Raw genomic sequence first — 18658 nt, forward strand, 5'->3', positions numbered from 1 at the left:
CAGCCCCACCGGCCGGGTCTACCCCGACATCCCCCGACGCGTCCTCGAATTCACCGCCCTCGCCACCGCCACAGCCTACGAACCACCGCCGTTCTGAGCACGCCGCCCGCGCCAGCGCTGAGTCCGTTCTCCACCCTGACGACCGCGGTGTGTCTGTGCTCTTCGGCTGGCTTCTTCCGCGGGAACTCCGATGATTTCAGGGGACGGGCGCTTTCAGTGGATGAAGCGTCGCATCATGGCCTCAGTCGCGTCCGGTCCCGCGGCTTGACAGACGCCTCGTGTGCTCGACCAGCTCGGCCAGATTCAGCGCGGATCCGGACAGATACGCGTCCCGCCACCGCGCGTCGGTGAGCCCCTCGCGCACGCGCCGACGATAGCGCTCGAAGTCGCCGGGCTCGTTCGCCCGTGGGTCGAACCCGTAGCGCGGGCCGATGGCATCCACCGCACCGATGATGCGGGCCCCTGCGGCGTCGGATCCCACCGATGCCGCTGCGCCGGCGGCCACCGAGGTCGCGATGAGCACGCTGATCGGGTCGGTGACCACGCGGGCATCCCCCAGCGCAGCACGCAACTCGTTCAGCGCGCGCCGCGGGGCGCGCATGTCGATCAGCACCTTCGCGGCGACCACGCGCGCCATCAGGGAAACCCAATCGTGTCCCGCATCCTGAGCCAGGTCGCGGGCCGAGCCGGTGAACCGCAGCGCGCTGGCGTGGTCGCCCACAGTCCGTTCGACCTGCGCCGAGACCAGCGCGACCATCGCCTGCGTGCTCAGGGAGGCCCCTGTCAGCTGCCGGCGCGCCATACGGATGGCGGTGATCGCCGCGCCCGCGCCCTCGGGCATCAGGGTGGCGAGGTAGGCGCGGAACGCGTGATCCAATCCGATCAGGTCGGGGTCGCCGGTGCGCGACGCGAAGTGGCGTGCTCGCTCCAGCGCGGATCGCGCCTCTCCCATGCATGCCAACTGGTAGGCGAGCACACCCCGCCCGAGTCCCGCCTTGGCCTCCGTCACGGGCGCCGCCTCGCCCGGTACCTGCGCGGCACGCCGCGCGAGGGCCAACGCCGCGCTCTGCGAACCCGACACGAGTCCGAGCCACGACAGCCCCGCCGCGATCCCCAGAGCATTCTCGCGGTCGCCGCAGGCAACGGCCCGCTCGAAGGCGGCGTCGATGTCAGCGCGATCCGCCTCTAGCCGCTGCCCGGCCGCCGCGGCTGAGTGCGTGGTCAGCTCGTCGAAGGCAGCGAGGGTGCGTGCGGCGAACCACTGCGTGTGCCGCGTCTGCACCTCGCGCGGCTCGTCCGGGAGCGCGATCCGTCTGCGGACGAACTCCGGCACGCGGTATCGCGCGTGCCCCTCGCCGGACTCGTCGCTCAGGAGCGCCCAGCTGCGCAGTGTTTCCAGCGACCGCGCCGCGGCCGCACCGACGACCGCCGCGGCGCTGTCTGCGTCGAACCGGCCGCGAAAGACACACAGCAGCGAAAGGGTTTCGGGGTCGCCGGCGCCCAGTCCCGCCAGCGTCGCCGAGACTGCGGTGTGGAGTGAATCGGCACCGCCGCCCGAGGCAGGTGCGGACAGCGCATCGACCACCGAGTCCAGCGGGACATGCGCGGCTCGCGCCGCCGCCAACTCGATGGCGAGAGGCAGCCGCCCGAGAGCAGCCACGACCGCGTCTATCTGTGCCGTCACGCCGTCAGCAACGGGCAGCGCCGCCGGCGCGCGCAGGCGGAACAGAGCACGCGCATCTGCGACGCTCAGCGCCTCGAGCCGCAGCACGCTCTCGCCCGCAACACCCAGCGGGCGACGGGCGGTGACCAGCAGCGACAGCCCGGGGCAGCCCTCCAGCAGTGCGGCCCAGTCCACCGCGGCGTCGATCGGCTCGGCGTCGAAGCCGTCCAGCACGATGGTGCCCCGCACGCGCTCGAGCCGACTCGTCACTCCGGCCAGTGTGCTCGCGGGCGCGCCGACCGCGTGTGCGACGACATCGAGCCACGACCGCAGCCCCGCACGCCGTCGACAGAACCAGACATGCTCCTGGCCAGCACTGGAGGGCCCTCGCGCCCATTCGATCGCCAGACGAGACGTGCCGACGCCTGCCGGGCCCACCAACGACACCAGCCGCGACAGCCGCAGTGCCGCGGCGAGCCGGAATTCGTCCTCCGGCCGCGGTTGATAGGCCGCGATGGGCGCCGGCACCCCGATCCGACGGGTCGGCGCGGCGGGCGTCACGTGCCCGGCGCTCGCGCCGGCGGTGGGCCCAGGGGAGAACCCCGTTCGCGTCGCCAACAGCAGCGCGCGAAGCTCCGGGTCGTTCGGCTCCCGCGCCGCGAGACGCTCCGCGAGGGGCAGAGCGAGCGTATGCCGTGGGTGCGCCGCCACGGCGCGCATCGCGGCTCTGCGTGCCGAGACCTGCGCCTGGGCGCGCGCACCGGGCACGAAGGGTGACGCCCCGCAGCCGTCCAGCGGCAGCGATTCGAGCGCGATGACGAGTTCCGCCAACAGTGCCGACGTCGGGGGCGCGGGTGCCTCGACCGCGTCGGCGATGCGCCACAGGTCGACGTCGAGATCGACGTGCGGGGTCACCGCGTAGCCCTGCCGACCGCCGACCACATGCTCCCCGAGCGCGGTGGTCCGCAGCCGCGACACGTCGGCGCGCAGCGCCGAGCGGATGCCGGGTGTCGCCCGGCCCCACACCTCACTCATCAGCGCATCGGCGGACAGCGTCCGCCCCCGCGCCAGAAGCAGACAGGCCAGAAGCGCTTGCACGCGCGGCCCACCGATCGGCACGGGCCGCGCCCCGATCGTGACGGTCACCCGACCGAGCAGGCGCACCCGGATGGGTCCGTGCTCGGCGACCGCGATCATTGCAGAATCATTGCAGCGGCGGCATCGGGGCACCAGTAGCCCGCATCCGTCGAGGCTGAGTCCATGCAGACATCAGAAGAGGCGACGAGCCTCGACTTCACCACCTCCCTCGGCAGAATCCGCGCGCGCGTGCACGGGGAAGGGCCCACCGCGATCCTGTGGCACGGCATGTTCGTCGACGGACGCAGCTGGCAGTCCGTGGTCCCGCGGCTGAGCCGCCGGCGGCGCCTCGTGGTCTTGGACGGCCCCGGCTACGGCGCCAGCGACCCACTCGCACGGCTCACCACGATCGAAGAGTGCGCAGAGGTGGCCGCACAGATCATCGATGCCCTTCCCGAGTCAGGCCCGGTCGACTGGGTCGGGACGGCATGGGGTGGTCACGTGGGAATGACGGCGGCGGCGCTGTATCCGCAGCTCCTCCGTTCGCTGGTCGCCATCAGCGCGCCGGTTCAGCCCATCGATCCGGTCTTCCGGGTGAAGCTGATCATCGCGGCCGGGATGCTCTCCCGTCTGGGTCCGATCGCACACCTGCGACACGCTGTGCACGACGCGCAGCTGACCGAAGCCCACCAGCGCGACACCGCCATGACCGCCCTCATCGACGACGCCATGGCGGGCGTGGCTCCTCGGGCGCTGGCGCGGACCGTGACCTCGTTCATCATCAACCGAACGGATGCCACCCATCGGCTCGCCCGGCTGCAGGCGCCGACCCTGCTCATCACCGGCGACGATCGCGGGGAGTGGAGCCCCGAGACGATGGCCGCGGCGGCTGCGCTGGTTCCCGATGTCCGGACAGCGGTCATCCGCGGCGCCCGGACCCTCGTTCAGGTGGAGCAGCCGAACGAGACGGCCGCCGCGATCGAAGCGTTCTGGGACGCGCGGGGCTGAGCACGCGCATCGCCGCACCCGCGGCACGCGGTGCCGCAGCAAAAGGTGAAGGCCAGGGGTGGAAGCCCTGGCCTTCGGTTGAGAGCCGCGCAGATGACGCGGGATTCTCATCACTCAGCTTACGCGACGAAACGCCACGCACCGAACCGTCGCGTCGATGGCCGCACCGTCGGCATCAGATCACCACGCTGAGAGGAGGTCAGGCTTCGAGGTCGTCGACTCCGGGCATCCAGCTCGCGCCGCCGCGCCCCCAGCCGCGCTTGCGGGCGATCTTCTGCACGGTCTTCCAGTCGCTGTCATCCAGCCGATCGACGTACAGGATGCCGTCCAGGTGATCGAACTCGTGCTGCAGGATGCGCGCACGCCAACCGTCTACATTGATGCGCACCGGCTCGCCGTCGAGATCGATGCCGGTGATGAGGACCTCCTCCGATCGGCGCAGCGGGAATCGCTCGCCGGGGAACGACAGGCATCCCTCGGACTCCTCGTCGGGGTCGGGCGCACCCGGCTCGAGCGGACGCATCCACAGCTCGGGGTTGAGGATCACACCGCGCCACGGCTGGCCCTCGTCGTCCTCGTACGAGTACGTGAAGATGCGCAGGCCCACGCCGACCTGAGGGGCCGCCAGGCCCACGCCGGGGGCGGCATCCATCGTTTCGAACATGTCCCGCACGAGGTCACGCACCTCATCGGTGATCTCCTCGACCGGGGCGGCGGGGGAGTGCAGGACGGGGTCGCCCATGATGCGAATAGGAAGAACAGCCACGCCTTGAGCCTACCCAGAGGGCTGTGACGATATTGTCGAGTGGTGATGTGGGCAGGGAGTCTCGAGGATGTCGGCGATCAGCTCGTCGGCGCGTTCCAGAACCCCGGCCTGCTGCTGGGTATCCCGCTCGCGCTGGCAGGCGCCGTCTTCATGTCCTTCGGCGCGCTGTACCAGCACCGGGGCGTCGAGAAGGTCGAGCGACTGAGCGGCAAGGACGGTTCCACCGGTCTCACCGGCGGGCAGCTGCGGCAGCTGCTGGCGCGGCCCTCGTGGGTGGTCGGCACTCTGATGCTGGGCCTGGCGATCGTCTGCCAGCTCGGTGCGCTGGCCGTCGCACCCCTGATCGTGGTGCAGCCCCTGGGCGCCGTCGCCCTCGTGATCACGACGCTGCTCAACGCGCGAGTATCGGGGCACGCCCCGACGAGGCGATCGCTGCTGGCGATCATCGCGTGTGTCGGCGGCATCTTCTGGTTCGTGATCGTGGCTGCTCTGTTCGCCACGGAGCAGACGGTCACAAGCCGCCAGATCGTGATCGTGCTGATCGTGCTGGCTGTGATCGCACTGCTGCTGGTCGGCTTCTGGCTGCTCGTGCGCCGTCGCCGTGGCATCCGGGCGCTGTTCTACATCCTCGCGGCCGGCATCGTCTACGGCTTCGTCGCCACCCTCGCCAAGATCATCATCAAGCGCATCCAGGCCGGTGACGTCGAGTGGCTGACCGTCTTGTGCGTCGTCGCGCTGCTGGCCGGCACCGGGCTCGGTGCGTACTTCGTGCAGACCGCCTATTCGTCGGGCCCACCCGACCTCGTCATCGCCGGTCTCACGGTCGTCGACCCCATGGTCGCCGTCATGATCGGCCTGCTGGTGCTGGGCGAAGGTGCCGCCGTGCCCCCGTGGGGCTTCGTGATGTTCGGCATCGCCGGGGCCATCGCGATCTGGGGCGTCACCACGCTGGCGCGCTATCACCCACAGGTGATGTCAGAGAGCCAGGAGCTGCCGTTCACCCGGGGAAGCTCGGGTGGTCCGGCGGCAACCGGCGCGGGGGAGGACCCGCTCGTCTGAAGGCGGGCAGCCTCGCGATAAGCTCGAATGCGAGGGGCGGTGGCCAAGCTGGTCAAGGCAGCGGGCTCATAACCCGACGATCGTGGGTTCAAGTCCCACCCGCCCTACGATGAGGCATGCACTTCGGCATGCGGCACGGCGGTCACGCTCCGTGGGCGCTGGGGCCAGCGCGAGGAGGCGACAATGACGCTGTTGCGGTCAGAAGTTACACACTTGTGATTTCTTGCGCCCGTCGGCGATAATGGCAACACAAGCGAAAAGCACGCCGGTACTCCGCATCAGGTCGTAGGGGAAGACGCACCTGACGAAGGAGAAACCATGGCGACACCACAAGCGCGCGGAGTGATCTTCATCCACTCAGCGCCGCGCGCGTTGTGCCCCCACCTCGAGTGGGCGGTGGGCCGGGCTCTCGGTCATGCCGTCAGCTTCGAGTGGGCCGAGCAGCCTGTGCTCTCCGGCAGCCGCCGCGCCGAGTTCTACTGGGAAGGCCCCGCCGGCACGGGAGCCGCTCTCGCCACGGCGATCCGCGGGTGGGAGCATCTGCGCTTCGAAGTCAGCGAGGATCCCACGCCCCGCAGTGACGGCGGCCGGTGGCTGCACACGCCGGGCCTCGGCATCCACTACGCCCAGACCGATACGGCAGGCAACGTCGTCATCGGCGAGGACCGACTGCGGTACGCGATGGAAGTCGCCGCGGGTGACGCCTTCGAGTTGCAGCGCGAGCTGCAGGTCGCCCTCGGCGCCGCGTGGGACGAAGAGCTCGAGCCGTTCCGCCACGCCGGCGATGAGGTGACGGTCGTCTGGCTGCACAAGGTCGGCTGAAGACTCAGGCGGGCGCGCGGCGCGGGTATCGGAAATCGGTGAGCACTCCCGGAGATCGAGACAGCGTCCGCCCCGTCTGGCTGCAGAAACGCCCCCGGATGCCATCGGCACCCGGGGGCGTGGTTTCTGTTCTGCGGCTCTAGGCAGAACGGAAGGCCACGACGGCGTTGTGCCCGCCGAAGCCGAACGAGTTGCTGATGGCGAGCTGGTCGCCGGCACCGAGGGGCATGGGTTCGCCCGAGAGGCGGAACGGCACAGCCGGGTCCTGCTCGGTGAGGTTGATCGTCGGCGGGGCCACGCGATCACGCAGCGCCAGCACGGTGAAGATCGCCTCGAGCGCACCGGTTCCCCCGAGGAGATGCCCCGTGGAGGCCTTGGTACCCGAGACCGGGATCTCGTCGACGCGCTCACCGAACACGGTGCGCAGCGCCTGGTACTCGTTGGGGTCGCCGACCGGAGTGGAGGTGGCGTGCGCGTTGATGTGCGTCACCTCGTCGGGCGAGGCGTCGGCCTTCGCCAGCGCCAGTTCGACCGCACGCGCCGCTCCCGTGCCCTCGGGGTCGTTCGCGGTGATGTGGTACGAATCTGCCGTGACACCGCCGCCGGCGACGAAGGCGTAGATCTTGGCGCCGCGCGCCCGAGCGTGTTCCTCGGTCTCGAGGATGAGCACGCCCGAGCCTTCGCCCATGACGAAGCCGTCACGGTCGATGCTCGCCGGCCGCGACGCGGTCGCGGGGTCGTCATTGCGGCGCGAGAGCGCCTGCATCGACGCGAACGACGCGATCGTGATCGGATGGATCGCCGACTCGGTGCCGCCGGCGATCACGACGTCTGCCAGTCCCGCCCGGATGTGCTCGACCGCGTTCACGATCGACTCCGTGCTCGAGGCGCAAGCGCTCGCGACCGTGCGCGCGTACGCGCGGGCCCCGAAGTGCAGCGAGAGGTTGCCCGCAGCAGCGTTGGGCATGAGCATGGGCACCGTCATCGGCATGACCCGACGCGGACCCTTCTCACGCAGCGTGTCCCAGGCGTCGAGCAGGGTCCACACCCCGCCGATACCCGTGGCGAAGTCGACACCCAGACGCTCGGGGTCGACCTCGGGCGCGCCGGCATCCTCCCACGCCTCCATCGCCGCGACCATCGCGAACTGCGACGCGGGATCGAGGCGCTTGGACACGGGGCGCGCGAGCACCGTGTCGGGGCGCACAGCCGCCTGCGCGGCGAACGTGACGGGCAACTGGTACTTCTCGACCCAGTCGTACTCCAGCGTGCGCGCGCCGGAGGCGCCGGCCAGCAGGGCCGACCAGCTCTCGGGCGCGGTCGCGCCGATCGGCGTCGATGCGCCGATCCCGGTCACGACGATGCGGGGGCTGCTCATGTGGTGGTTCCTCCGACGGAGCCGGTGGGGGCGCGAAGCCCCCACCGCGCTCAAGCCTGGTTCGACGTGATGTAGGTGACGGCGTCGCCGACGGTCTTGAGGTTCTTGACCTCTTCGTCCGGAATGGTCACGCCGAACTTCTCTTCGGCGTTCACGACGATGGTCATCATCGAGATCGAGTCGATGTCGAGGTCATCGGTGAACGACTTCTCCATCGCGACCTCGTCGGCCGAGATGCCGGTCTCGTCCGTGATGAGCTCTGCGAGCCCGGCGAGGACCTCTTCGTTACTGAATGCCATGGGATTCTCCTGTTCTTCGGGGGTCTTCGACCCGGACGGGCCGCTGATCAGTTTAGAGTCGCGGTCGCGGCTCTCAGGGGAGCACGATCACCTGCGCGCCGAACACCAGGCCCGCGCCGAAGCCGATCTGCAACGACAGACCGCCCGACACTTCCGGGTGCTCCTCGAGCAGACGATGCGTGGCAAGCGGGATGGATGCCGCAGAGGTGTTGCCCGTCGTCTCGATGTCGCGCGCGATCACGACCGACTCGGGCAGCTTCAACTGCTTGGCGAACTCGTCGACGATGCGCATGTTCGCCTGGTGCGGGACGAAGGCGGCGAGGTCGTCGGCCGTGATGCCGGCTGCCTCCAGAGCCTGGCGGGCGACCTTCACCATCTCCCACACCGCCCAGCGGAAGACCGTCGGGCCCTCCTGGCGCAGCGTCGGCCAGGGGGCCTTGCCGTCGCGGAAGTCCACGAGCGTGGCGTTCATGCTCACGGCATCCGACTTCGAACCGTCCGAGCCCCACACCGTGGGGCCGATGCCGGGAGTGTCGCTCGGACCGATGACGACCGCGCCCGCGCCATCTCCCAGCAGGAACGAGATGGAGCGATCGGTGGGGTCGACGATGTCGCTGAGCTTCTCGGCCCCGATGACGACGGCGTAGTGTGCGGCACCGGCACGGATGAGCGCGTCGGCCTGCGCCACGGCGTAGGCGAAGCCCGCGCAGGCGGCGTTGACGTCGTAGGCGGCGGCGGGGTTAGCCCCGATGCGGTCGGCGACGATCGCCGCCACCGACGGGGTCTGCATCGGGTTCGACACGGTCGCCACGATCACGACGTCGATCTGGGCAGGGTCGACGCCGGAGCGCGCCACGGCCTCGGCACCCGCGTCGGCGGCGAGGTCGATCGCGGTCGTCTCGGGGACGGCACGCGTGCGGGTGATGATGCCGGTGCGCTGGCGGATCCACTCGTCACTGGAGTCGATGGGACCGATGAGGTCGTCGTTGGGCACCGACAGCTCGCCGCGCGCTGCGCCGTAGGCGTAGATGCGGGTGTGTGCGGCGCCGGAGGACTGGTTGAGGGTTGCGCTCATGATCATGCTCCCAAGAGAGCCGCGGCTGCGGCGAGGTCGTCCGGTGTCTTCACTGCCACCGTCGGCACACCGCGCAGGGCCCGCTTGGCGAGCCCGGTGAGCGTACCGGCGGGGGAGAGTTCGATGATCCCGGTGACGTCGTGCTCGGCGAACGACGCCATGCACAGGTCCCAGCGCACCGGCGAGGCCACCTGTGCGACGAGCAGATCGAGAGATTCGCGACCGGTCGTCACTGTGGAGCCGTCGTGGTTGGTCCACAGCGTCATCGCCGGGTCCTGCGGCTGCACGTCGGATGCCGCGGCGCGCAGCGTCTCGACGGCGGGCACCATGTACCGGGTGTGGAAGGCGCCGGCCACCTGCAGCGGGATCACCCGGGTCGCGCGGGGGGGATCGGCGGCGAGTTCGGCCAGCGCCGAGAGGGCACCCGCCGCGACGATCTGTCCGCCGCCGTTGTAGTTCGCGGGGGTGAGGTCGAGTTCGCCCAGGCGCGCCACCACGGCCTCCTGGTCGCCGCCGAGCACGGCGCTCATGCCGGTCTGTTCCTGAGCGGCGGCGTCGGCCATCGCTCGGCCGCGGATGCCCACGAGACGCATGCCTTCACGCGCGCTGAGCACACCGGATGCCACCAGAGCGGTGATCTCGCCCACGGAGTGTCCCGCCACGCCACCGGGGGTGTGAGGAGCGGCATCTTCCAGCGCAGCCCACGACAACAGGCCTGCGGCCACGATGAGCGGCTGGGCGACGGCGGTGTCACGGATGCGGTCGGCATCCCACTCGGTGCCCGCGGCGACGAGATCGACGCCCGCGGCATCCGACGCCTGCGCGAGGCGGTCGCGGGCTCCGTCGAGCTCGAGCCAGGGGGAGAGGAACCCCGGGGTCTGCGAGCCCTGGCCCGGGAAGACGGCAATGATCACTTAACCCATCCTGCCAACATCGATGCGACACCCTCTGGCGAACACGTCACAAGAAACGGAAAAAGCCTTGTACGAAGATTACAAGCCCGCGCAGCGCTCAGGCGTGCTGACGGCGGTGCGGCGTCGGGCGGCGGCGTGTGACGTCCGTGCCGATCGCACCGAGGACGAGCGCCGTCTGCAGGATGAACGCCTCGCGGGGGCCGGTCGCGTCCCAGCCGATGACGTCGGAGACGCGCTTGAGTCGATAGCGCACCGTATTGGGGTGCACGAACAGCTCCCGCGCCGTCGCCTCGAGCGACCGGCCGTTGTCGAGATAGCTCCACAGCGTCGCGACGAGGTCGGTGCTGTGCGCCTGGAGAGGCCGGTAGATGCGCTCGACGAGCGTCTGCTTGGCGACCGGGTCACCCGCGAGCGCACGCTCGGGCAGCAGGTCATCGGCCTCCACCGGACGCGGGGCGTTTCGCCACGCGCGGGCGACGGCGAAGCCCGCGAGTGCGGCGCGCGCGCTCTGGCTCGCCTCCACGAGGGCGGGCACCGCGGGGCCGAGCACGAGGTAGCCGGGTCCGAAGCACGGCTCGAGGCGCTGCGCGATCTCGGGGAACGGCATCTCCGGCTCAGCGGATTCCTCCTTGCCCGGGGGCTGCGAGCGGCCGAGCACCAACACGAGGCGTGAACCCTGCACCCCGATCAGCACGTCGACGTCCAGCTTGCGCGCCATGCGGCGCACCTGGTCGACGTCGAACTGCGGCGGCGTGGTGCCGACGAGCACCGCTACCTCGCCGTGACCGTGCCAGCCGAGGGCGGCGATGCGGCTGGGGAGTTCCTCGTCGGTCTCGCCGGTGAGGATCGAGTCGACGACCAGTGCTTCCAGGCGGGCATCCCACAGTCCCCGCGCCTCGGCGGCCCGGGCGTAGACATCCGCCGCGGCGAACGCGACCTCCCGCGAGTACAGCAGGATCGCCTCGCCGACGTCCTCGGCCCTGCCCGCGACGCGCTCCTCGGTGACGGCGACCGTCACGCGGATGAGCTGCAGCGTCTGGGTGAGGCTCACGCTGCGCAGCAGCTCGCGCGGCGCCGCGGCGAAGATGTCGGCGGCGATCCACGGCGTGGAGGTCGGGTCGTCGTACCACTGGATGAACGACGTGATGCCGGCCTGGGCCACCAGGCCCACCGCCGACCGCCGTGCCGGCGGCATCTCTGCGTACCAGGGGAGCGTGTCCTCCAGTCGCTTGATGGTCGCCGTCGCGAGATCGCCGGAGATGCGTCGCAGCCAGGCGAGCGTCTCGGCTTTCTCAGCGGCGGTCGGGCGGGGGGCCATGCGGTCGATCAGCTCTCGCCGCCCGCGTTGCCGCTGGTGCCGGCGGTGACGTCGTACAGGCGGTACTTCTCGATCGCCTGCGCGGACAGCCCGCGGTCGACGACGCCTTCCTCGGCCAGCGCCTGCAGCGTCCGCACCACGATCGACGGTCCGTCGATCTTGAAGAAGCGGCGCGCGGCGGCACGCGTGTCCGAGAAGCCGAAGCCATCGGCGCCGAGCGTGACGAAACGCTGCGGAACCCACGGACGGATCTGGTCCTGCACGGCGTGCATGAAGTCGCTGACGGCGACCACCGGGCCCTGCGCATCGCGCAGCTTGTCGGTGAGGTACGCCGTGCGCGGCTCCTCGGTCGGGTGCAGGAAGTTGTGCTCGTCCGCGGCGAGACCGTCGCGGCGCAGCTCCGACCACGAGGTGACCGACCAGACGTCGGCGATCACACCCCAGTCATCCTTCAGCAGCTTCTGCGCCTCCAGCGCCCACTGCACGCCGACGCCCGACGCGAGCAGCTGGGTGCGGGGACCGTCACCCTCGCCGACCGAGATGCGGTGGATGCCGCGGACGATGCCGTCCACATCCACACCCTCCGGCTCCGCCGGCTGCACGTAGGGCTCGTTGTACACCGTGAGGTAGTACATGACGTTCGGGTCGGGGTGGTTGCCGCCGTACATGCGGTCAAGACCCGTCCGCACGATGTGCGCGATCTCGTAGCCGTACGCCGGGTCGTACGAGATGGTGGCCGGGTTGGTGGATGCCAGCAGCAGCGAGTGACCGTCGGCGTGCTGCAGGCCCTCGCCGGTGAGCGTGGTGCGGCCGGCGGTGGCGCCGATGATGAACCCGCGGGCCATCTGGTCACCCGCAGCCCACTGGGCGTCACCGGTGCGCTGGAACCCGAACATCGAGTAGAACACGTACACCGGGATCAGCGGCTCGCCGTGCGTGGAATACGCCGTTCCGACGTTCGTGAACGCCGCCACGGCGCCGGCCTCGTTGATGCCGACGTGCAGGATCTGACCCTGCGGGCTCTCCTTGTAGGCCAGCAGCAGGTCGCGGTCGACGGAGGTGTAGTTCTGCCCGTGCGGGTTGTAGATCTTCGCGGTCGGGAAGTACGCGTCGATGCCGAACGTGCGCGCCTCGTCGGGGATGATCGGCACGATGCGGTGACCGAAGTCCTTCGCCCGCAGCAGGTCCTTCAGCAGACGCACGAACGCCATGGTGGTGGCGATCTCCTGCGTGCCGGAGCCCTTCTTCGGCAGGGCGTAGGCCTTGTCGTCGGGAAGGCTGATCGGCACGTGCGTCGTGCGGCGCTCGGGCAGGAACCCGCCCAGGTTGCGACGACGCTCCACCATGTACTTGATGGTGTCGTCCTCCATACCGGGGTGGTAATACGGCGGCAGGTACGGGTTCTCCTCGAGCTGGGCGTCCGAGATCGGGATGCGCATCGAGTCGCGGAAGTGCTTCAGATCCTCGAGGGTCATCTTCTTCATCTGGTGGGTCGCGTTGCGTCCCTCGAAGTGGTGACCCAGACCGTAGCCCTTGATGGTCTTCGCCAGGATGACCGTCGGCTGGCCCTTGTGCTCGAGCGCCGTCTTGTAGGCCGCATAGACCTTCTGGTAGTCCAGCCCGCCGCGGCGGAGCTTGCCCCAGATGTCGTCGTCCGACCAGTCCTCGACCATCTTCGCGGTGCGCTCGTCGCGACCGAAGAAGTGGTCGCGGATGAATTTTCCGTCCTCGGCGCGGTACGTCTGGAAGTCGCCGTCGGGGGTGGTGTTCATCAGGCGCACGAGGGCGCCCTCGTCGTCCTGCGAGAGCAGCTCGTCCCAGCCGCGGCCCCAGACCACCTTGATGACGTTCCAGCCGGCACCGCGGAAGAAGCTCTCGAGCTCCTGGATGATCTTGCCGTTGCCGCGCACCGGTCCGTCGAGGCGCTGCAGGTTGCAGTTGACGACGAACGTCAGGTTGTCCAGACCCTCGTTGGCCGCGACCTGCAGCTGGCCGCGGCTCTCGACCTCGTCCATCTCGCCGTCGCCGAGGAAGGCCCACACGTGCGACCCGGAGGCGTCCTTGATCCCGCGGTTGGTGAGGTACTTGTTGGTCATGGCCTGGTAGATCGCGTTGATCGGGCCGAGGCCCATCGACACGGTCGGGAACTGCCAGTAGTCCGGCATCAGGCGCGGATGCGGGTACGAAGGGATGCCGTGCGGCGCCTTCGATGCCTCCTGGCGGAAGCCGTCGAGCTGGTCGGTGCTCAACCGCCCCTCGAGGAACGACCGGGCGTAGATGCCGGGGGAGGCGTGGCCCTGGATGAAGATCTGGTCGCCACCGGAGGGGTCGTCCAAGCCGCGGAAGAAGTGGTTGAATCCCACTTCGTACAGCGAGGCCGACGAGGCGTACGTGGAGATGTGCCCACCCACGCCGATACCGGGGCGCTGCGCGCGGTGCACGGTGATGGCCGCGTTCCAGCGGATCCAGCGGCGGTAGCGACGCTCCAGCTCCTCGTCACCGGGGAACTCGGGCTCGTTGTCCGGCGCGATGGTGTTGATGTAATCGGTCGTGGGGACCTGCGGCACGTTCAGCTGCAGCTCGTGCGACTTCTGCAGCAGGCTCAGCATGATCTCGCGGCCACGGCCGGAGCCTCGGGAGTCGACGAGCTGCGAGAGCGACTCCTGCCACTCCGCGGTCTCCTCGGGATCGCTGTCGAGGGCCTCTTGCGAGTACGGATCCTGATCGTTGACAGTCACGGAAGACCTTTCTCGTATGGCAGATCGTGCCAGGAACTCACGACGATGCTCGTGGGGGCTTTGTCAGCACCTCACAAACACGCCATCGTTCAGCCTACCCACTCGCCAGGCGCCTGTGGCCGCCACCGGTGCGACATCGGGCCGTCGCCGAGAGAAGAAGAGCTGTGTGGCCGGTACCAGGATCGAACTGGTGACCTTCTCCGTGTAAAGGAGCTGCGCTACCGCTGCGCCAACCGGCCATCAGCCATCCTAGGCCTCGGCTGCGGCAACCCACGGGAGGTAGGTTGGACACGTGAACGCCAGCCCCGCCGACCAGCGCCGACTCCTCGACATCGCCGACCTCGACGCCCGCATCGGCCAGGCGGAGCGGCTGCGCGCCCACCCGCCGCAGTCCGCCCGCCTGAAAGAGCTGATGACGCAGCGTCAGTCCTACCAGCAGGAGCTCTCACGTCTGCTGGGCGTCCGCGACGACGCCCGCACCGAGCTTTCCCGCATCGAGTCCGACGTCGCCCTCGTCGAAGCCCGCAGCGATCGCGACGCCCAGCGCCTCGCGACGAGCGCCAACGCCAAAGAAGCGCAGGGCCTCGAGAGTGAGATCGCGTCGCTGGCCAAGCGCAAGAGCGCCCTTGAAGACGCCGAGCTCGAGATCATGGAGCGTCTGGAGCGCTGTGACGCCGACGTGGCGGCGCAGGAGGCACTGATCGCCGAGACCAACGCCGAGGGCGCCCGATTGTCAGGCGAGGCGAAGGCCGTCGTCGCCGAGGCCACCTCCCGCATCGATGACGCCACGCGCGACCGCGCTGCGATCGTCGCGTCGCTGCCGGCAGACCTCGTCGCCCTCTACGACCGCACCGCCGCACGCTCCACCGGCGCCGCGCTGCTGCGCCGTGGCACGTGTGAGGCCTGCCGCATGGTGCTCTCCGGGACCGACCTGCAGCGGCTGCGCGAGAGCGCAGCGGATGCCGTCGTCATGTGCCCCGAGTGCGGCGCCATCCTCGTGCGCACGGAGGAGTCCGGCCTGTGACCGCCGTGTCCGGTGGCCGGGTCTGACCGCACGCCGACGTGGATCGTCGTCGGCCGCACCGCCGAGGGCATCACCGCCGCCCGGGTCGATGACGCCGGCGCCGAGATCGATCGCCGCGCCGTCGCCGACGTCACCGCGTGGGTCGGCGCCGTCGAGGCGGCCGCAGCGCCGCGGTGGGTCTGGAACGACACCCCGTCCTGGTATGACCCGCTGCTGGCCGCCGGGGTACGCGTCTCGCGCTGCCACGACCTGCGACTGAGCCACGCGATCCTGCGCGACAGCGCCGACGTGACCGATGCCACGGCACTGCGCGCGGCGACCGAATGGGATGCCGCCGCCAGCGACACCACCGACGTCGCACCGACCCTCTTCGACCTCGACACGACGCCCGGGAGCGCTCTTCCCGATGCCCTCGACGACGTGTTGGCGGAGTTCCATCGCCAACGCACGGCGCTGGACGCCGCCGGCGACCGGGGCCGGCTGCGACTGCTGATCGCGGCGGAGTCCGCCGGCGCGCTGGTGGCGGCCGAGCTTCGGGCCGCGGGCCTGCCGTGGGACGCCGCCGCACACGACGCCCTCCTCACCGAGGCGCTCGGCCCACAGTCGGCGCCCGGCGGGGTGCCGCGCGAGCTCGAACGCGCCGCCGCCCGGGTGCGCGACGCGCTCGGCGACCCGGGTGTGTCGCTGGATTCGCAGCCGAAGCTGCTGCGGGCGCTGCATCGGGTCGGCGTGCTCGCCCCCTCCACGAGCAAGTGGGAGCTGTCGGAGTACGACCACCCCGCCATCGAGCCGCTGCTGGAGTACAAGCGTCTCGCGCGGCTCATGAGCGCGAACGGCTGGGCGTGGCTGGCGGAGTGGGTGCACGACGGACGCTTCCGCCCGGTCTACGTCCCCGGCGGGGTCGTGACCGGCCGCTGGGCGTCGTCCGGCGGCGGCGCGCTGCAGCTGCCCCGTCAGCTGCGTGGGGCCGTGCGCGCCGACCCGGGCTGGGTGCTCGTGGTCGCCGACGTCGCGCAGCTGGAGCCGCGCGTGCTCGCGGCGATGGCGGGCGACACCGCACTGGCCGACGCCGCCCGCGGCCGTGACCTCTACGCCGGGATCGTCGAACGCGGCACGCTGCAGACCCGCGCCGAGGCCAAGATCGCCATGCTGGGCGCGATGTACGGCGCCACGACCGGCGACAGCGGCCGCCTCGTGCCGGCGCTGCGGCGGTCGTTCCCGCGGGCGATGGCCCTCGTCGACGAGGCGGCGCGCGTCGGTGAGGACGGCGGTGTCGTCACCACACGGCTCGGCCGCACCTCGCCCCCACCGTCGATGCAGTGGCGTGCCGCGCAGGCGCGCGCCGGCGAACCCGACGCCACCGAGGGCGACGAGTCGCGCGCCCGACGGTGGGCGCGCGATCGTGGACGCTTCACCCGCAACTTCGTCGTGCAGGGCACCGCGGCCGAGTGGGCGCTCGCCTGGCTCGCCGACCTCCGCGGGCGACTGGCCGCGCTGCCACCGGTGTCGGAGCCCGACGCCGCACCGCGCTCGGGCACGGCGTTCGCGCGCCACGCTCACCTCGCGCTCTTCCTCCACGACGAGGTCATCATCCACGCCCCGGCGGGGCAGGCCGATGCCGCCGCGCATGCCGCCGTCGAGGCCGCCCAGACTGCCGCGCGACTGCTGTTCGGCACGTTCCCGCTCGACTTCCCGCTCGACGTGCGCATCGCGGCAACCGCACAGAAGGACTGACTCAGCGGCAGTCCACGACCGCACCCGCGGTGACGATCGGCTCGTTCAGCATCGGGGTGTGGAGCACCGTCGGGACCACCTCGCCCGGCTGCGGTGCGATGAAGCGGAACGAGAGCGTGTTGACTTCGCCGGGGGAGAGGTTCACCTGGGCCACCACCGTCGGGAACCCGACGTCCACGGCATCCACCGCCGGCTCTGCCACGTCGTTCTTGCGCACGGCTCCGACGAACCAGCCCGCGGGCGCGGCGACCGACACATTGGTGCCGATGTCGCCCCAGGCGGTACCCCAGAGCCCGCCGCCGGTCATGCTGAGGGGGAGGGCGGGAAAGGCATCGGCCGGGGCGCTGCTGCTCATCGTCAGTGTCACATCGACTTCGGCGCGGCCGTCGGTGCGGCAGTGGGCGGTGCCCGTGGCGATGTCGACGTGCAGGAAGCTCCCCATCTTGCCGCCGGTCGCGTCGTTGAGATAGACCGCGAAGGCGTCGTCGCCCGCGGTGCGATGACGCGCGGCAGGGCCTGCGAGTGCTGTGCCGGCGAGTACCGACTGCTCTTGCGGATCGGCGCTCCACAGCGACACCCGCCCCTCCGCCAGCGGGACCGCAAGGGCCCGCGTCCATGCCATCGCGTCGACGCCCCCCTCACTCAGTCGTTGGAAGATCGCCTGGGTCGCGGACTGCAGGAACACCGTCTGCGCCGACGGCTCGAGCGTCAGGTACGGGTCGACGAGCAGCCGCTGCACGAGATTGTCCGCCGTCAGCGACGAACCGTCCGCCAAGGCGACCGGTCCGGTGAGCGCCAGCAGCGCGCGCACGACGATCGGGTCGATCGACAGCACGGCGTCGGGGGCGACGCCACCGCGCTCCTGCCACCAGTGGGAGGCGAGCGTCGCGGTGAGCGTGAAGTCGGTCGTCATCGACGCGTTCTGCACGAATCGGCCCACCACGTCGCCGTAGAGCGTTGTCGTTTCGGCGGGAACCTCCACGCCGGCTGCCGCGACGTGCGCGAACTCGCTCGAATCCGCCTGCTCCACCAGACTCACCCGCCCGCCGTCGGCGGTCAGCAGCGCGAACGACCCGGTGATCCCGCCTCCGCTTCGCAATTCCGCGTTGTTCTGGATGACCACGAGCACGGTGCGCGGAGCGTCGACGCCCAGGATGCCGGGCAGCACCGCCGTCGCATCCGCGAGGCCCGCTATCACCGGCTCCGTCACCGACACGGTCTCTTGCAGCTCCGCCACGCCCCGTGCCACCGGGGGCAGCACCAGCGCCGTCGCGTCGATGGCAGCGAGGGCGCCGCGGGCCGTGGTGAGCGCATCCGCGGCGCGCGCGATCGGCGGGTGCGCGGCGACCAGTGCCGACACGTCCACCAGTGCACCCTCGCCCGAGGCGGCGAGCGACGAGGCGGCATCCATCGCCGTGACCGCCTGCGACACCACGGCATCCGCGCTGTGCGCGACCGTGGCCACCGCGGCGAGGTCGGCGCCGATGAGCGGCATGGTCTCCGCCACGCCCCACAGCGGGTCGCCGACCGCCTCCGCGGCGCGCTGCGTGTCGGTCTGCAGAGCGTCGAGAGCATCGCCGAGGCCCGCCAGATCGTCCGCCTGGGCGGCCGCCGACAGTGCCGGCACAGCGGCCGCGACCTGGCTGAGACCCAGCGCCGCAGTGACCACCCGTGTCGCGAGCCAGCCGAGCGCCACGAGCAGCAGACACAGCATGAGCACGCTGCCCCAGACCCACACGCGTACCGACCCGGCGCGGCGCGCGGGCGCGTTGGCGGTCACGAT

Annotated in this window: 14 protein-coding genes and 2 tRNA genes; 6 read left to right on the forward strand and 10 right to left on the reverse strand. The window is 70.6% G+C overall.

Annotated features, from left to right (window positions below):
- Positions 1-241: 241 nt before the first annotated feature.
- A complete protein-coding gene (locus H9651_RS13115) occupies positions 242-2860 on the reverse strand; it encodes a hypothetical protein (protein WP_191719785.1) in 2619 nt (872 codons plus the stop codon).
- 63 nt (positions 2861-2923) lie between these two features.
- Here H9651_RS13115 and H9651_RS13120 point away from each other — a divergent pair, with 63 nt between their 5' ends.
- Positions 2924-3748 (forward strand): alpha/beta fold hydrolase, encoded by an 825-nt coding sequence (locus H9651_RS13120; RefSeq protein ID WP_191719786.1) that lies wholly within the window; start codon positions 2924-2926, stop codon positions 3746-3748.
- A gap of 199 nt (positions 3749-3947) precedes the next feature.
- Here the strand turns inward: H9651_RS13120 and def are convergent, their stop codons facing one another.
- Complete coding sequence (gene def, locus H9651_RS13125; protein ID WP_191719787.1) at positions 3948-4514, reverse strand: peptide deformylase; 567 nt, start codon at positions 4512-4514, stop codon at positions 3948-3950.
- A gap of 45 nt (positions 4515-4559) precedes the next feature.
- On the opposite strand from def, the gene H9651_RS13130 reads away from it, so the two are divergent.
- The 3 genes from H9651_RS13130 (at position 4560) to H9651_RS13140 (ending at position 6395) form a co-directional block, all read left to right on the forward strand.
- On the forward strand, positions 4560-5573 hold the full coding sequence (locus H9651_RS13130) for a DMT family transporter (RefSeq protein WP_191719843.1): 1014 nt from the start codon (positions 4560-4562) through the stop codon (positions 5571-5573).
- Positions 5574-5606: 33 nt separating this feature from the next.
- Positions 5607-5680: transfer RNA gene (locus H9651_RS13135), tRNA-Ile, on the forward strand.
- A gap of 211 nt (positions 5681-5891) precedes the next feature.
- Positions 5892-6395, forward strand: a complete 504-nt coding sequence (locus H9651_RS13140; protein ID WP_191719788.1) for a DUF3145 domain-containing protein — start codon at positions 5892-5894, stop codon at positions 6393-6395.
- Between the two features lie 139 nt (positions 6396-6534).
- Here H9651_RS13140 and H9651_RS13145 read toward each other — a convergent pair whose 3' ends face one another.
- The 7 genes from H9651_RS13145 to H9651_RS13175 form a co-directional block, all read right to left on the reverse strand.
- The gene (locus H9651_RS13145; RefSeq protein ID WP_191719789.1) at positions 6535-7773 is read right to left on the reverse strand and encodes a beta-ketoacyl-[acyl-carrier-protein] synthase family protein; all 1239 of its coding nucleotides are present in this window, start codon (positions 7771-7773) and stop codon (positions 6535-6537) included.
- 50 nt (positions 7774-7823) lie between these two features.
- Positions 7824-8072 carry an acyl carrier protein gene (locus H9651_RS13150; RefSeq protein ID WP_191719790.1) on the reverse strand — a complete coding sequence of 83 codons (249 nt, stop codon included), beginning with the start codon at positions 8070-8072 and terminating at the stop codon, positions 7824-7826.
- A 73-nt stretch (positions 8073-8145) separates the two neighbouring features.
- On the reverse strand, positions 8146-9147 hold the full coding sequence (locus H9651_RS13155) for a beta-ketoacyl-ACP synthase III (protein WP_191719791.1): 1002 nt from the start codon (positions 9145-9147) through the stop codon (positions 8146-8148).
- Between the two features lie 2 nt (positions 9148-9149).
- On the reverse strand, positions 9150-10061 hold the full coding sequence (locus tag H9651_RS13160; protein ID WP_191719792.1) for an ACP S-malonyltransferase: 912 nt from the start codon (positions 10059-10061) through the stop codon (positions 9150-9152).
- Between the two features lie 97 nt (positions 10062-10158).
- Positions 10159-11379, reverse strand: coding sequence for a PucR family transcriptional regulator (locus tag H9651_RS13165; protein WP_191719793.1), 1221 nt, complete (start codon positions 11377-11379; stop codon positions 10159-10161).
- Positions 11380-11387: 8 nt separating this feature from the next.
- On the reverse strand, positions 11388-14117 hold the full coding sequence (gene aceE / locus H9651_RS13170; RefSeq protein WP_191719794.1) for a pyruvate dehydrogenase (acetyl-transferring), homodimeric type: 2730 nt from the start codon (positions 14115-14117) through the stop codon (positions 11388-11390).
- Positions 14118-14284: 167 nt separating this feature from the next.
- Positions 14285-14356 (reverse strand) — tRNA-Val (locus tag H9651_RS13175).
- A gap of 53 nt (positions 14357-14409) precedes the next feature.
- On the opposite strand from H9651_RS13175, the gene H9651_RS13180 reads away from it, so the two are divergent.
- Together H9651_RS13180 and H9651_RS13185 are read left to right on the forward strand one after the other, a co-directional pair.
- Entirely contained in the window at positions 14410-15141 is a 732-nt protein-coding gene (locus tag H9651_RS13180; RefSeq protein ID WP_191719795.1) for a zinc ribbon domain-containing protein, read from the forward strand.
- Between the two features lie 12 nt (positions 15142-15153).
- Positions 15154-16875 (forward strand): bifunctional 3'-5' exonuclease/DNA polymerase, encoded by a 1722-nt coding sequence (locus H9651_RS13185; RefSeq protein ID WP_191719796.1) that lies wholly within the window; start codon positions 15154-15156, stop codon positions 16873-16875.
- 1 nt (position 16876) lies between these two features.
- Here H9651_RS13185 and H9651_RS13190 read toward each other — a convergent pair whose 3' ends face one another.
- Complete coding sequence (locus H9651_RS13190; RefSeq protein ID WP_191719797.1) at positions 16877-18655, reverse strand: DUF4012 domain-containing protein; 1779 nt, start codon at positions 18653-18655, stop codon at positions 16877-16879.
- Positions 18656-18658 lie beyond the last annotated feature (3 nt).

Source organism: Microbacterium pullorum, from assembly GCF_014836535.1.
Classification (GTDB): domain Bacteria; phylum Actinomycetota; class Actinomycetes; order Actinomycetales; family Microbacteriaceae; genus Microbacterium; species Microbacterium pullorum.